This window comes from Pedosphaera parvula Ellin514 (genome assembly GCF_000172555.1).
In the GTDB taxonomy this organism is placed as follows: Bacteria; Verrucomicrobiota; Verrucomicrobiia; order Limisphaerales; family Pedosphaeraceae; genus Pedosphaera.
In genome coordinates this window covers 1-14,701 of the sequence record NZ_ABOX02000011.1, presented here as the reverse complement: position 1 = coordinate 14,701, position 14,701 = coordinate 1, and the positions used below count along the sequence as shown (strand labels likewise).

The 14,701-nt window shown below is 53.3% G+C and carries 13 protein-coding genes; 5 read left to right on the top strand and 8 right to left on the bottom strand.

Annotated features, from left to right (window positions below):
* Positions 1–12: 12 nt before the first annotated feature.
* The 6 genes from CFLAV_RS10600 to CFLAV_RS32160 form a co-directional block, all read right to left on the bottom strand.
* Complete coding sequence (locus tag CFLAV_RS10600; protein WP_007414708.1) at positions 13–435, bottom strand: c-type cytochrome domain-containing protein; 423 nt, start codon at positions 433–435, stop codon at positions 13–15.
* A gap of 120 nt (positions 436–555) precedes the next feature.
* Positions 556–1,698: a Gfo/Idh/MocA family protein gene (locus CFLAV_RS10595; RefSeq protein WP_007414707.1), complete on the bottom strand. Its 1,143-nt coding sequence runs from the start codon at positions 1,696–1,698 to the stop codon at positions 556–558.
* 39 nt (positions 1,699–1,737) lie between these two features.
* Positions 1,738–2,127 (bottom strand): GxxExxY protein, encoded by a 390-nt coding sequence (locus CFLAV_RS10590; RefSeq protein ID WP_007414706.1) that lies wholly within the window; start codon positions 2,125–2,127, stop codon positions 1,738–1,740.
* A gap of 44 nt (positions 2,128–2,171) precedes the next feature.
* Entirely contained in the window at positions 2,172–3,215 is a 1,044-nt protein-coding gene (locus CFLAV_RS10585; protein ID WP_007414705.1) for a sugar phosphate isomerase/epimerase family protein, read from the bottom strand.
* Positions 3,216–3,419: 204 nt separating this feature from the next.
* Positions 3,420–5,633 carry an FUSC family protein gene (locus CFLAV_RS10580; RefSeq protein WP_007414703.1) on the bottom strand — a complete coding sequence of 738 codons (2,214 nt, stop codon included), beginning with the start codon at positions 5,631–5,633 and terminating at the stop codon, positions 3,420–3,422.
* Between the two features lie 240 nt (positions 5,634–5,873).
* Positions 5,874–8,498 (bottom strand): hybrid sensor histidine kinase/response regulator, encoded by a 2,625-nt coding sequence (locus tag CFLAV_RS32160; protein ID WP_007414702.1) that lies wholly within the window; start codon positions 8,496–8,498, stop codon positions 5,874–5,876.
* 487 nt (positions 8,499–8,985) lie between these two features.
* Here CFLAV_RS32160 and CFLAV_RS10570 point away from each other — a divergent pair, with 487 nt between their 5' ends.
* Genes CFLAV_RS10570 through CFLAV_RS10555 form a run of 4 tightly spaced genes read left to right on the top strand, consistent with a single transcriptional unit; the run spans position 8,986 to position 12,310 of the window.
* Positions 8,986–10,959 carry an RCC1 domain-containing protein gene (locus CFLAV_RS10570; RefSeq protein ID WP_160164551.1) on the top strand — a complete coding sequence of 658 codons (1,974 nt, stop codon included), beginning with the start codon at positions 8,986–8,988 and terminating at the stop codon, positions 10,957–10,959.
* 30 nt (positions 10,960–10,989) lie between these two features.
* Entirely contained in the window at positions 10,990–11,358 is a 369-nt protein-coding gene (locus tag CFLAV_RS10565; RefSeq protein ID WP_007414700.1) for a hypothetical protein, read from the top strand.
* A gap of 26 nt (positions 11,359–11,384) precedes the next feature.
* Positions 11,385–11,903, top strand: a complete 519-nt coding sequence (locus CFLAV_RS10560) for a hypothetical protein (RefSeq protein ID WP_007414699.1) — start codon at positions 11,385–11,387, stop codon at positions 11,901–11,903.
* Positions 11,904–11,935: 32 nt separating this feature from the next.
* Positions 11,936–12,310 carry a hypothetical protein gene (locus tag CFLAV_RS10555; RefSeq protein WP_007414698.1) on the top strand — a complete coding sequence of 125 codons (375 nt, stop codon included), beginning with the start codon at positions 11,936–11,938 and terminating at the stop codon, positions 12,308–12,310.
* A 172-nt stretch (positions 12,311–12,482) separates the two neighbouring features.
* On the opposite strand, the gene CFLAV_RS10550 is transcribed toward CFLAV_RS10555, so the two are convergent.
* Both CFLAV_RS10550 and CFLAV_RS10545 read right to left on the bottom strand, forming a co-directional pair.
* The gene (locus CFLAV_RS10550) at positions 12,483–13,385 is read right to left on the bottom strand and encodes a hypothetical protein (protein WP_150107359.1); all 903 of its coding nucleotides are present in this window, start codon (positions 13,383–13,385) and stop codon (positions 12,483–12,485) included.
* 91 nt (positions 13,386–13,476) lie between these two features.
* On the bottom strand, positions 13,477–14,388 hold the full coding sequence (locus CFLAV_RS10545; protein WP_040547992.1) for a hypothetical protein: 912 nt from the start codon (positions 14,386–14,388) through the stop codon (positions 13,477–13,479).
* Here CFLAV_RS10545 and CFLAV_RS10540 point away from each other — a divergent pair.
* A complete protein-coding gene (locus CFLAV_RS10540) occupies positions 14,387–14,617 on the top strand; it encodes a hypothetical protein (RefSeq protein WP_040547991.1) in 231 nt (76 codons plus the stop codon). The genes CFLAV_RS10545 and CFLAV_RS10540 overlap by 2 nt on opposite strands.
* Positions 14,618–14,701: the final 84 nt, after the last annotated feature.

Genomic DNA, 14,701 nt, shown 5'->3' with positions numbered 1-14,701 from the left:
TTCAAATTCGGATTACTTGGCGCCCTGGTCGATCCAGGCCCGGACGAGGCTGACCTGCTCCTTGGTGAGCTGAGGGGTGTCCTTGCTCTTGGGTGGGGGCATGAAGTCGTCTTCGTCGCCGGCGTGTGCCACAGAAAAAACCAGCAGGCTCTTCTCGCTTTTGCCTGCGATGATGTCAGGGCCATTTTCGCCACCTTTGATGGCAGCTTCGATGCTGTCGAGGCGGAGTTTGGATTTCTGCTTGTCTGGGCCGTGGCACTTGAAGCAGGATTTTTCGAGGAGCGGTTTGATATCCGTGGCGTAGCTCACACCTGTCTTGGTGGCGGCAGGGGGGAGTTTGCTCGCATCCATTGCCTTTTCCTCAGCTGCCGAGGCCGAAAAGAGGGAGAAAGCGAGAACGGAGGTAATCGCTACACTGAGAGTTAAAGATTTCATTGTATTGATATGCTTTAAATTGCGGACTCAATTATGATTCAAGACGGTTTCGCCGTCAAAAACATTCAGTCGGGGTAAATACCGTAGTTTCAGGGGGAAACTTCGGTATTCGAACCTCATTTACTTCAGTTTAGGCACTTTTTCCCATTTGCCGGTTTTGGCGGACTTCAGAACGGCGTCGCAAACGTATTGGGTTTCCAGGGCGTCGCGGAAATCGGGATGGGCGCTCTTGGTGGATTCCAGGCTCTTCAGGAAATCCGCCACCTGATGAATGAAGGTATGCTCGTAACCAATTTGGAGGCCGGGCACCCACCAGTTCTTCATGTAGGGCTGGTCGGGATCGGTCACATGGATGGAACGCCAGCCGCGAGTACGGCCTTCGTCGCGGTGATCAAAATATTGCAGGCGATGCAGATCGTGGAGATCCCAGGCGATAGAGGCGTTTTCACCGTTAATTTCGAAGGTGTAGAGCGCCTTGTGACCGCGGGCGTAACGAGTCGATTCGAACGTGGCGAGCGAGCCGTTGTTGAAGCGGGCCAGGAATGCGCAGGCGTCATCGATGCCAACTTTTTGAACCTTGCCGGTAAGCGTATGCTTGCGTTCCTTGATGAAGGTTTCCGTCATCGCGGTCACAGTGTTGATGCTGCCGTTGAGCCAGATGGCGGTGTCGATGCAGTGTGCCAGAAGATCGCCCGTCACACCGCTGCCAGCGGCTTTGACATCCAGACGCCAGAGCCCGGCGCCGCCTTGAGGGAGGTCTTTGGAGATGGTCCAGTCCTGGAGGAACTTGGCGCGGTAATGGAAGATGCGACCGAGCTTTCCTTCATCGATGAGTTGTTTGGCGAGGGTTACGGCAGGGACGCGGCGATAGTTATACCAAACCATGTTTGGCACGCCGGCTTTTTTGATCGCAGCCACCATCTTTTCGCCTTCGGGGCCATTCATGGAAAGCGGCTTCTCGCAGAGGATCATTTTGCCAGCTTTGGCAGCAGCCATGGCGATTTCGGCGTGGGTGTTATTCGGTGTGGCAATATCGATGAGATCGATGTCATCGCGGGCGATAAGTTTGCGCCAATCGGTTTCGACAGATTCGTAACCCCACTTCTTCGCGAAAGCAGTGGCTTTTTCGCCGTCACGCGCGCAGATGGCCTTAAGGACGGGTTGATATTCCAGGTCGAAGAAATTATTGACCTTGCGGAAGGCATTGGAGTGCGTACGGCCCATAAAGCCGTAACCGATAAGACCTACATTTAATGGTTTCATAAATTAAAAATGGCCACGAAAAGGCACAAAAGGCACAAATTAAAATTTTTCTATTACGTCGTTGATGATGTATTTTTTGATCTGGAATTTTCCTGCTCCGAAGTTGATTAGCAAGCCGTGTTCGATTCTTGATGCACGAAGGTATCCCAATAACTGTGCCACATGTTCATCTACGACGGCGCGGACTGCTTTCAATTCTACGATTAACTGGTTTTCCACAAGGAGATCTGCGGAAAAGTTGCCCAACAAGGCTCCATCTTCATCAAATACTTGTAATGGATGTTGCTGTTGCACCTCGAGGCCTTGCTTCCGCAGGCGGTTTACCAAGGCGTTCTCGTAAATCTTTTCCACGTGGCCGTTACGGTGATAACGATGAATCGCATATCCCGTTTCTCTTATCACATCGCACAGACGCATGATGTCACTCATAACTTTTTGTGCTTTTTTGTGCTTTTTGTGGCAAGGCAGAGGCTTCAGGCCCAGCCGTGGTTTTCGCGGACTTGAATCATGGAGGCCAGGATATTGTTCCAGGTTTCCTGTTTATGCATGACTTCATTGGGAAACATGCAACCGTCCCAACAGATGTGCTTGAACTTTTTGGTGACCTTGCCGGCATCGTCGCGCATCCAGTAGCCGGCATCGCGGGCAATGTTTAATTTGCCGTTGGGGTCAGTGGCAAGGCAGTGGCGGCCGGTTTTGTCGTGTGAGCCAGAACCTTTTACCGTGGCGTCATTTTGAGCGACGTGGAAGTCCATGGTCCATGGGCGCAGTGCCTTCGTCATTTTCTTCATCGCCGTATGGAATTGATCCGGTTCCCAGTGATACTTAGTGGGGACAATACGGTGTTCAGGGGCGTTATAGCCGAGAGTGTAGAGAAGGGTGTGGGCCATGTCTGCCTGGAAGCCGACGACCTTGGGTTGACCGACTTCTTCGAGGAGTTGAACCATGTATTTCCAACTGTGCATGCCGCCCCAGCAGATTTCGCCTTCGGCCGCGAGACGTTCGCCATGATCCTTGGCGACCTTGGCAGCTTCCTTGAAAGTTTTTGCGATCTTCTTCGTGTTGCCTTTGGGATCTTTTTCCCAATCGGTGACGCCGGCTGCGGAGTCGATGCGAACGACGCCGTAGGGACGAATATCGAGATCACGCAATTTTTTGGCGATGCGGCAAGCCTTCTTGACCTGGTCGACAAATTTCTTACGGTCTTCATCACCGCCCATGGCTGAACCACCGCCGGTGGGAGGCCAAACTGGTGCGACGACAGAACCGACCACGAAACCCTTTTTGCGAATTTTGTCGGCGAGTTTTTTCAGATCGTCATCGCTGGAATCAATGCTGACGTGGGGATCGAAGAGGAAGAGATCGACGCCATCGAATTTGACACCGTTGACTTCGGCCTTGGCGGTGAGGTCAAGCATGGTATCGAGATCGATGGAAGGTTCAGCACCGGGGCTGCCTTTGCCGACGAGACCGGGCCACATGGCGTTGTGCAATTTTGGAAAAAGATTTTGGCTCATGAGTGTCCTTTCAAAATATTCGTTTCTTGTTCATCCATACCTGCTCATCCGCGTCCGAAGGCGCTGCGCTCAAGGAGCGTAAATTAATGGCCATCTGACTATAGTGAGTGCGGAATATGAATGCCCGAAAGTGTCAAACAGGACAAGACCTTTTCATTCATGTTGACGGACATCAAGGGCCGGGCTATTACCGCGTCGTTCATTTTAAATAGCGAGTGACGCGAGTTGTTGGTGGTTGGGCATGTCCAGTGCCAGCACCATGGCCTGAATCTCAGCAACTGTTTTAGCGATTTGAGTCCAAATCAGCTTTTCGGGGGATGGTGTGAGGCCAAGTTCTTTGGAAGCATCCACGTTGGCGTTGGCAACGACTGATTCCAATTGCCGCAGGTTCGAGGTCAATTCAGCGATTGCAGAGTCCTGGAGACCACTCTCGATGGCATGCGCCAGACTTTCCAACGTGTTGTTGATCTGCCGAATGATTTCCGAGATGCCCGGAGCATTGCTTCTGGCGCCGTCCTCCAGATGGACCGCAAGGGTGGTGAGTGTGCGGGTCACCCGCTGGTTGTAGGTGGCCAGCGCTGCGGCGCGTTCCCGGTTTTCATTGAGACGGGCAGGCTCGCCCAGGAGCCGTTCCAGTGAGGCGGCGGCAAAGCGGTTGGCATTTTCCGCCCGTCGTTTGGCCATTAGCGGAGTGGTCTTTGTAGACTCAGCCACACCCAACCAGACGGACATGGCATCAATATAGTTGCGGTTGGCGCGGACTGCCGCAGCCAGCAGGGCTGGAAACTTTTCCCGCTCCCAATCTGGCCAGAAGAGCAGGGCAGCTACCAAGGCGAGAGCGCCACCGAGCAAGGTGGAGAGGAGTCGGGCGATGGTGAAATCGGCATGAACCGGTCCCGTGGTATCGGTGAGGATGACAATCATTATGGTGACAAAGAAGATTGCGACCCAGTATTTGCGCCTTAAAAAGTAAGCGAATCCGAAGGACATCAAGGCTGCCATCCCATCGAGCAGGAAAAGCGGCAGTTGGATCCAGAACAGCAAGCTGGCCAGAATAACGCCAGTGACTGTGCCGCCTATGCGCGCCCCGGCACGCTGGCGGGTTGAACCGTAATCGGGCTGGAGCACGACCATAATCGTAAAGGCAATCCAATAGCCGCGATGGATGGCAAATCCCTTGTAGAGTGCCACAGCAAACATGGTCAGCACGGCCATGCGGGCGGAATGGCGCAACAACACGGGGTCCAGTTGCGTCGCTGGATTGATCCAGCCTGCCAGGGAGTGAATCGAGCGGGAGCTCAATTCGGGCAGTGCTGAAGGAAAGCGCAGGCGCGCGGGGCTGTGGTCAACGGTTTCACCCAGAGCAGCACTAACGCGGGGGAGAACCCGGGCGATCTGCTCCAGGCTGACGCGCAGTTGGCTGATGTCACTGTCTGTCGAAATCGCCGCGATTTGTTCATCGAGTACCCGGATGAGATGCTGACAACGCCGCAAGCGCACCCGACTGGCGGCGAAATTTTCCTGACGATATACAATGAGAGTAACAGCTACTGAGCGTGTGGTTTCGCTGAGAGTCTTCAAAACGGAGTCTAGAACGGGAAGGGTTCGTGCGAAGTCCGGTCGGTTGATGATCGGTTCGAGCGAGGTGTTGAGGGCTAGAATGCGCATCGCGAAATGCACGACCTCGCGCCGCATTGCCTCCAGATGCTTAAGGAGCGGTGATTGAAGATGTTTTTCCGCAGCACCGAGAATCAGGAACGTGCGATCCAAAGAAACCCTGAGTTCCCGCTCGCGGGCGGCGAAGGGCTCGTTGCGAAGAGGATCGTTGGTTTTTGCACTGGGTTGCATGCTGGCAATCAGATCGGACAAGGCCACCCAGGTTTCTGCAACGGCGTAACGTGAGGGATGTTGTGGGCGGAAGAGCCAGAAACCAACCTGCATCACCGTGGCGATTGCAGCGCCGAGGGCCACCAATCCGAGCAGATGAATACCGACAGGCCAGCCACCGGGCTGGGAAAGACCGAGCAGGAACATGAGGGTGGAAAAGATTGCGGCACTGGGGCCGTAATCAGCGCTCAGATGCCGCCAGCAACCACCGAGCAGGGCAATGGCTCCCATCGCCAAGGTGGCGGAAAGGGTGCTGTTCGCGGTCAGGACGCCCAGCAGGGTCGAACCGGCGGCCACAAGGGCCATCACGGCCAGAATGCTAAAACGGACGGGATAAGCTCCGCGCAAATCCTGGAGCGATAGATTTTGCGCGACCATGGCCATGAAGACGGCCTCCTGGGGCCGACCGAGCCAGTGACAAACGATCAGCGGAATCGTAAACGCCACGGTCGAGCGCAGAGCCCGGCTTACGTCGGGGCGTAGAGTGATCTTTTCGATCAGGCTGTTTGCGAAATTTCGCGACTTGCTCATGAGCGATTGCCAATGAAATTTTTAAAAATATCAGACGCGTCGGTACATCCTACAAGCAAGACAGAGTTGCGTCATGGATTTGTTGGAGCTGATGTACCGGCTGGAGCAACGGGCATCGGGCTGGGCCGGGCGATTGTGTGAAGGCTGGCGGAGCGAGGGCTTTGCCGACAAATCCTCATAATGCTTTGATCCGGCTTAGGTGCGCAATTTCAACCCGTTCGATGGCCCCATTAAAAAATCCTATTTCTTTTTACCGCCTGGTCGTTCGTTCAACGCCTCATGCAGAGTCTTGAGCATGAGTTCGGCGGTATAAGGTTTGGGCACGAAATGGCTGACGCCCGCACCAACCGCCTTGGCCAAGCCGTCAGCGGAGGTGAGGCCGCTGGAGCCGATGATGCGGGCCTGGGGATTCAGCGACTTAAGAGCAAGGATCAGCGCGGGACCATCCATGATTGGCATCGCCATGTCGGTTAGAACAACTGCGATTTCCTGTGAATGTTGGACGTACAGGGCGACGGCCTCCGCACCATGGGCGGCCAGCAGGACGCGGTAACCGAAACGCTCCAGCGTGCGCCGGGCAATTTTGCGAAGGCCTTCCTCATCGTCTACCACCAGAATCAGCTCCCCATTGCCGAGCGGCAGCCTGGTCGGTTCAACGGCGGCTTGATGTGCCGCCGCCTCCGTGGTGTTGGCGGGCAGATAGACCTCGAAATTTGTGCCTTGGCCAACTTCGCTGCAAACTTTGATGAAGCCGCCGTGGCTTTTCACAATCGCCAGGGTGGTGGAGAGGCCGAGGCCGGTGCCCTTGCCGAATTCCTTCGTGGTGAAGAATGGCTCAAAGATTTTATCCCGAATCTCCGGAGGGATGCCGGCACCTGTGTCTGCAACTTGCACGACCACATAGGCACCGGGACGGGAGTCGGGGTTCGTTGTGGCGTAAGTTGCGTCCAGCACAACGTTCTCCAACTTTAGGGTTAGATCGCCGCCATTGGGCATGGCATCACGGGCATTGACACATAAATTCAGGAAAACCTGATGCAGCTGGGTGGGGTCACCCGTCACGTTCCAGAGATCCTGTTTATCCAAAAAATTAAACACGATGGATTTGGGGAAAGTGTCCCGCACCACGTTCAAGATTTCACGCATGAGATGGACGGGATTGACTTCGATGCGCTCGCCTTCGACGCCGCGGGCGAAGGAAAGCACTTGCTTCACCAGCTCGGCTCCCCGCTGCGCGCTGGTTTGCAAGGTATGGAGCAAATCTTTTGACTCCTCGTCCGGCATATTCATCCGGAGAAGGGCGACAGACATCAGGATCGGCGCGAACACATTGTTGAGATCGTGCGCGATGCCACCGGCCAGGGTGCCGATGCTTTCCATACGCTGAGCGCGGAGGAAGTTGGCTTCCAGTTGCTTCCTCTCGGTAATGTCCGTTTCGATGCAGAGGACTGAATTGGGTTCCTGGCGCTCATCGCGCACCAGTGTCCAACGGCAGTCCACAGTGATGACATGACCGGCTTTGGTTTTCTTCTGAAGTTCGCCAGCCCATTCGCCTTTTTGCAGCAACGCCTGGACGGCTGGCAAAAAAGTGCGCTGGTCGGTAGACAAAAACTCGCTGGTTGAGCGGCCGAGTACCTCAACTGCGTTCCAGCCATAAACGCGCTCGGCGCCCTTATTCCAGAACAAGACCAGATTTGCGAGGTCGCGGACGAAAATTGCATCTCTGGCTTTATCAAGCAATGCCGCCTGCTGTGCCATTTTTTGCTCGGCGATGCGGTGTTCTGCGCGCGCGCGCAGACTGTTGATGCCAAAAGCCAAATCATCGGCCAGTTCCTGCAACAGTTTGAGCTCGTCCCGCCCGGGTTGGGTAACCTGGCCGGCATAAAGCCCGAGCAAACCGAACGCGCGGTGTTCATCGCGCAAGGGCAGAAAAATGACGCCACGAAAGCCGCACGCTTGAGCGTTTTCCCGCCAGTGAAGAAAGTCAGAATGACTGGTGATATCCTCATAGACCACGGCCTGTCGGCTGCGAATGGTCTGTCCGGCGGGTCCCCGGCCAGTTATATTATCTTCGGACCAACTGGTCTTAATCCCACTCAAATAGCCTTGCTCCTCGCCCGCATGAGTTATCGGGATGATGGAGCGAGACTCATCATCTTGAGCATAGCCCACCCAAGCCATGCGGTAGCCTCCGATTTCCACTGCCAGACGGCAAACTTCTGCGAGTAGCTGCTTTTCATCAGAGATCCGGGTGAGGGCTTCGCTGCAGGCACTGAGCATCCGCAATGCCCGGTTTGACTTGCACAAATCCAGCTCGGCCTGTTTGCGCTCGGTGATATCCTGAAACGCTCCCTGCAGACGGATAATTTTTCCCTCAGCATCACGTACGGCTTCGCCCATGGAACGTACCCAGATTCGCCGCCCCTTGGCGGTCATTTTTGGAACCTCGAAATCGTAAGGCGTGCCTTCCTGTGCACAATTTTTGACAAGCCGGATGACTTCGTCCCGATACTCGACAGGAAACATGCTGACACCCTCTTCAAAAGTTGGCTGGTACCCGGGCGGCAAGTCGTGGATGACGCAGGTTTCATCCGACCAGGTGAGTTTGTATTCGGGTAGTTCGATCGCCCATCCACCCAGGCGTGCGGCCTTGCCAGCGATGCGCTGCAGAGTTGCGTTCCATCCCAATTTTTCCCGCGCTGCTTCTGCTTCTCGCTGCTGATCCTCGTTTTGCAGGACGTCGACGGCGAGTGACTGCCTACCGGTAAGTGATTGTAACTCCTGTTGTGTCTCGCGCATTTTGGCGACGAGCTCGGCAATCCTCTGCTCAACGTCTTGCTCCTGCTTTTGGGGGGGGCCGTTCATTGGTAATCAGGCTTCAGGTCTGGAGCTTGCAGCACCGCAGGTGTGTCACGCAGACTGTGGATGATTTTGCACCCCGGCTTTGGAGCGAGCTTAAGCTGGTTTGTCATCGTTTCGAGTCAATTTTAAACAGTCTTTTTAAAATTATCCAAGAAGCAGAAACAAAGCAAGTTAGGTATTATGGTATTCTTCAAAGGCGACTGATTTTCGACCCACTTTGTTCAGCGAAACAAAAGGCCAGCCTCGAACTGAGACTGGCCCGACCCTTACAGAACAGCAACTCGTAGCTGTTCAACCATATAGACTTTATCCATGGGTGAAAAATTCAAATGGTTGTTAATCCACGGACAGTGGAGGAACCAAACTTGAAGGGGCCTATAACATCCTTCGGAGAGGGATGGTGGTCGTGGAATTGTTTTACGCGTTGCGTGATGCAGAATGGAAAGAGAATTTTGTTTACAAAGCCGGCTCCAGATTTACTGTTCAATTTATGACAAGGGTTCGCCTGCTTACACACGTGTTGTACGTCGTCGGCTTGTTTCTTTCAGAATCAGCATTTGCCAGCGGGTTACCTGCCGGACAAGTGGTCAGTTGGGGCACTGTTGTATTGCCTTATCTGCCTCCGGGGAAATCATTCACCAATATTGCCGCGGGGGGCCATCATAACCTCGGTATTCTGAACGATGGCACGGTTCTCGGTTGGGGGTGCAATGATTCCGGGCAGGTGGCCATTCCGAATGGCCTCAGCAATGTTGTTGCCGTTGCCGGCGGACGCGATTACACGGTTGACACCTTTGGCCATTCGCTGGCTCTCAAAAGTGATGGAACCGTGGTGGCATGGGGATACGGCTACGTTGGGCAAACCAATGTCCCGGCGGGACTGAGTAATGTTGTTTCGATTTCCGCCGGACTGGATTTCAGCCTGGCGCTGAAAAGTGACGGAACTCTCGTTACATGGGGCAGCATTGGTTCCCAAACAGGACTGAGCAACATTGTCGCCATTTCTGCTGGTGGAGGTTGGACCCATGGCGGGGGACACGCCATGGCACTGGCGAACGATGGTTCGGTTTTCGCCTGGGGGGACAATTCGTTTAACATGGCAACCGTTCCGGCCGGTTTAAGCAATGTAATCGCCATCAGCGCCGGGGGAACTCACAATCTGGTTCTCAAGAGTGATGGCACCGTCATCGCGTGGGGAAACACTGCATCCGGCCAAACCAATGTCCCGTCCGGCCTGACGAATGTGATCGCCATCGCTGCTGGTGGATCCAACAGTCTGGCATTGAAAAGGGACGGCACCGTGGTTGCATGGGGGGACAATTCAAAGGGCCAGACAAATGTTCCTCCCGGTTTGAGCAACGTGGTCTCCATCGCCTCCGGCTTCAGCCACTGCGTTGCCCTTACGAGTGATGGAAAAATTGTGGCATGGGGCAACAATGATTTCGGCTCCGCAAACGCACCGGGTGCGTTGAACGATGTTGTTACAGCTGCAGGTGGTGGCAACTTTACCCTGGCACTCAGGAAGAATGGAACTGTTGCCGGTTGGGGCCTGCTGCCTTTACCTAACGGTTTAAGCAATATTACCGCCATCTCAGCCGGTTCTTTCCATGCACTGGCCCTCAGAAACGACCATTCCGTGACTGCCTGGGGATTGAATCAGAATGGCCAAACCAACGTGCCAACCGGGTTGATGAATGTTATTGGCATTGCTGCTGGTGGATTGGATTACAGCAGTGGATTCAGTCTGGCGCTAAAGGGCGACGGCACTGTGGTTGCGTGGGGACTTGGTCTCAACGGGCAAACCAATGTCATTGCAGGGTTGAGTAATGTAACTTCGATCGCGGCGGGCGGTACGCATGGACTTGCCTTGAAACAGGATGGTAGCGTCATCGCCTGGGGCAGCAATAGCGCCGGTCAAACCAACGTTCCTCCAACCGTCACTAATGTAATCGCCATTTCTGCCGGTGGGGCTCACAGTCTTGCGTTAAAGGCCGACGGTTCGGTAGTGAGTTGGGGCGACGTTCCCGGGCTGAATGGATTGACAAATATCGTCGCGATCGCTGCTGGCAAACATCACAGCGTCGCTTTGAGGGCAGATGGACAAGTTATCGCGTGGGGTGGAAACTCCGAAGGGCAGACGAATGTTCCAGTTGTATTAGGCAAAGTTGCCTTCATCGCAGTCGGTGGTAGCGTGGATTTCAGCAACTCACGGTATCGCAGTTACAGTTTGGCCATTCCAGTGGGCCTGCAATTTACTTCGTTGCAAGTAACGAACCATACTGCGACCTTCGGTCTCCGGACTTTTGCTGGTGAGCAGTATGGAGTGGAATGCTCGACCAATTTCATCGACGGTGGTTGGGCTGAACTGCCGATTGGGACGATTTCGGGAAATGGGTTTGATGCGTTTGTCACGGATACGAATGCTGTGCCTCCCACGAAATTTTATCGTTTGAAGCGATTGTAGAAGTTGAGAATATATAGTGAAGAGGCGAGCATGAGTACAAAAGGGTATACGTTAATCGAGCCAACTTTCTGGGAAAGTCTTTGGCCGGATCAGGACCTGATACTCCAATGTCTCGAATATATCCGGCTTAATCTCCCAACCATTGTTCCCTGGACGGCTGGTTTAGAGATCGAATTAATTGCACAGTGTCGTCACGGAGGTTTTGGACCTGCGTTGGGTATAGTATGTGATGATAGCAAGGAAATACCGGTCATCGATTTTGCGGCTATCGGGAAATTGGAGGCGAGCATTGATGAGTGGGTCAGGACTGAAACGACTGAAGTGGTGATGGCTCGTGCGAGAAATGTGAGTGCACCAACGTGGGTGCAGTTCAAGGCTCTAAACGGAGGGACGAATTAGTCGTGGAAGCTTTGAAATATTATTAAATGAAAGCCAAATACTCATTGGTTGATGCGGAGGAGGCGATTCGTCGCAGGTTCGCGAAAGACAATTTTAAAGGTCAGCTGAAATATGATGCTGGGAAGGTCAAGGAAACTGATTCCTGGTGGTACATTCCTTATACCTGGATCGGGTGTAGGGGGATGATAGTCAGCAAATCAGATCTTTATGTTAACTGGCTCGGTTCCGCGCTTAGTCTGGAGGAATGCTTTTGGGGCCATGAACACAGGATTTACTGCGACCTGGTTGACTTTACCTTTGCTCTGAATACAAGCCGAGAGCTTGCAGGGAAGATTATCACCCGGTTTCAACATTTGAAACCGGATTCAAAAGGCCGGCTGCCAATGGAGCCGGTCTGGTACCGGGATTCTGAAATAGAACAGATTCTTCTCACTGATTTTCCGACTTTCAAGCGGCATAATGTTTGGTATGGCATTCCTGAACTAAAGCATGCCTGGAATCAGGAAGGATTAAGATTTACCTCAATGCTCTCCAAAGTGCCGTGATGAAGGTCATGAAAATTTAAAACAAAGAATTTGTGAAACTGGAATATCTGGAAAATGGTTCGGAGGATTGTCCGTTGATTCGGCTTTATGAGTTCAGCAGTGCGGATATTCAGAAGCTCCGGGCTGCGGTGATGCGTTTGATTGATGGTTCCGTTTCACGGTTCAAGCTGAAGGATATTGTCCCAGTCACGTCGATTGGCGGTGTGGAACTGGCGTTTGTGCGAGGAAACAGCGATCGAGGAGTTGTTGGTGTCGGGAAGAATGGGTTTGAGGTGGTGCTGGCAAGTGAAGGATGGGACCGGGTGTTTGATTGCCTGGAGCCGTTTCTTGAACCGAGTTCAGGTTATCAATGGCTCTGTGAGAAAGGGGCGGCAAATCTTTTGTTGTCTCATGATGGAAGCTGGTAAGTTGGTCGTGCTTTCAATCCAGATGATTGCTAACGCTTTGGACCGGACAGATTGCCTCATTGCCTTTTGTTGGTGTTGTCTGTACAGCCATATTCGCGAAAAAACCTATTAAATGGTTCGGGATTTAAATGCGTGGATCCTGCAGTTGCATTCTTAATTTAATGGGATGCGGTTACTCCGGTTTAATTTCAACGGCTTGGACGAGGTCTTTGCCGATGGGGATGAGTTTTATGTTTTGCCAGGCGAAGAGGGTGTCGAGGGCGTAGATGACTTCCTCCTTGGAGAGGGGTGTTTGGCTGACGAAGTGAATGAGGTCAACGTAGTGTGGAAACCGCGTGTTGAAGTCGAATTTGCGGCCTCCTATCAGCTCGGCGTAAATATGAGCGACCTGGTAGGGATCAACGCCCGGAAAATTGATTTCTCCTGCTGGAATTATGTTCGTGCGAGTACTAGGGGGATCGGGCGCAGGTGCAGAGGATTTGATTTCAGCAGAACGGGGGTGAGCCATAGAGGCACGGTCGGATCGCAGTACCATGACGAATTTGGTTCCGTCGAGGATGTTGGTATATCCGTTTTTATTAAGTGCTTTGGCAAGGGCCTCGGCGGCGTCGGTTTCGTTGGTGGCGTTGGCGTTGCAACTCATCTCAATGGAGGGGAGGGGTGGGTGCAGGACGGTGCGGTTGGAGAATTTAGCATAGAGACGCAGGACCTGGTTCAGGTCGGCGTTGCGGAATTGGATGGCGGGAGCATCGGCGGACGACTTGGTCTCGTTATCCAGGGCGAGAGTGATGATGGAGTTGGTTTGGTTGGCGGTAAGGTTGAGCTTCGCTGTGCGTTTGACCGGATTGACCTGAATGATTTCCAGACGGAGTTTTGGACTGAATGATTCAGCCTGGCCTTCGGTGAGAATTGTAGTCTCGGTATGATCTATAGTGTCGGTGATTTCCAGCAAGGCAGATTTGTAATCGGGCATGTTGATGATGCCTGTGAGCTTGACCTGTGGCGGCGCAGCCTGGATGGAAACGGAGAAAAGGGAAAGGCAAAGCAGAAGGGATGGAAGAGACGAGTTTTTCATCTTGGTGTAAATAATTTGCAGAGGTTTGCATGGGCAATCAACCGAAAAGTAGAGAGAAACAGGGGACATACCTGAATGTTGGACTTTCCCACTACCGCGTGGAGGTGGGGATCGAGAGGTTAGTTCCGGTGATGGGGTCTCTGGGAATGGCGATGACATAGTTGGTGACAAGGTCGGAAGGGGATTGGGGTAGTTTGCCGTGGTCGAGTTCGTAGGCTCGGGTGGCGAAGTCCAGGATGGTTTGGCGGCGGCGGAGTTGGGTGGAGTGGACTCTGGCGACGAAATTGCTCTTAATTGCGTTCTGCTCTTTGTAATTCCAGAGATCCTTAAGTCGATCGATCAAACGGGTGGTCTTCAGCGACCAGATTTTTTCCTGTCGGAGATTTTCATCGACCGGTGGTTCTTGAGAGTCGACCATTTCGAGGCTCCTGGCAATTTGGCGGGAGTGTTGGGCATCGACCGAATTGATGAGACGACAGAGATGATCCCGCCCAAGGGCTTCGATGGCCGTGCCCACACCTTTATAAACCATAACGCCTCCCTGGCTGGATTTTTGGCCGAAATGAATGGTATTCAGGTACGCTTGTGCGGCTTCATTGGCGCGGCCCTCGAGTTCAGCCAGCCGGCCTTCGGCGACAAGAGCCTGGCCCATCTGTCTAAAGGAGATGATGGTGGACATGTATTTTTGGATGTAATCGACGGAGTAGTCATCAGGAAATCTGGATTCGTTGGTGAGTCCTTGGCGGAGGATATTGAGGGCGGGCGTGGCATTACTGACTAACGTCCTAAGTTGATCAACGGAAAGGTCGTTAAATTCGGAATAACTTGCAGTTGGAAGGATATGGGTGGCTTGTACGAAATTATCAAAGCCATTTGGATTTGGCATTACGGATTTTGTAGGGGTCGAGGGTTTGATGCCTCCCAGGAGAATAACGGCTGCAAACAGGACGTTTCCGAGGACCAGAAGGGCGAAAAGGAGTTTGACGGTTTTCTGCGAAGCCATGTCTGTGCACATTGACAAAAACCGCGCGTCCGTCAAGAAATCGCGGTCCGCCGCCGGGGACGGATGGGATCGGGGCGACGGGTTGCTTGAGCCGTTTTGTGAGCCGGCTTGGGGTTATCAATGGCTCTGTGAGCAAGGGGATGCGAACTTGTTGTTGTCTCGTGATGGTAGCTGGCAGTTGGTTTCCAGCCGAAAAGGGGTGACCCAACGACACATCCTGATGGGTTGATGAAAGAATGATACGTGTGTATGGCACTTTGTTGTTGACACGGTACCTTGTTTTGGCAGACTTGTGGCGAGCTTAAAATCGCAA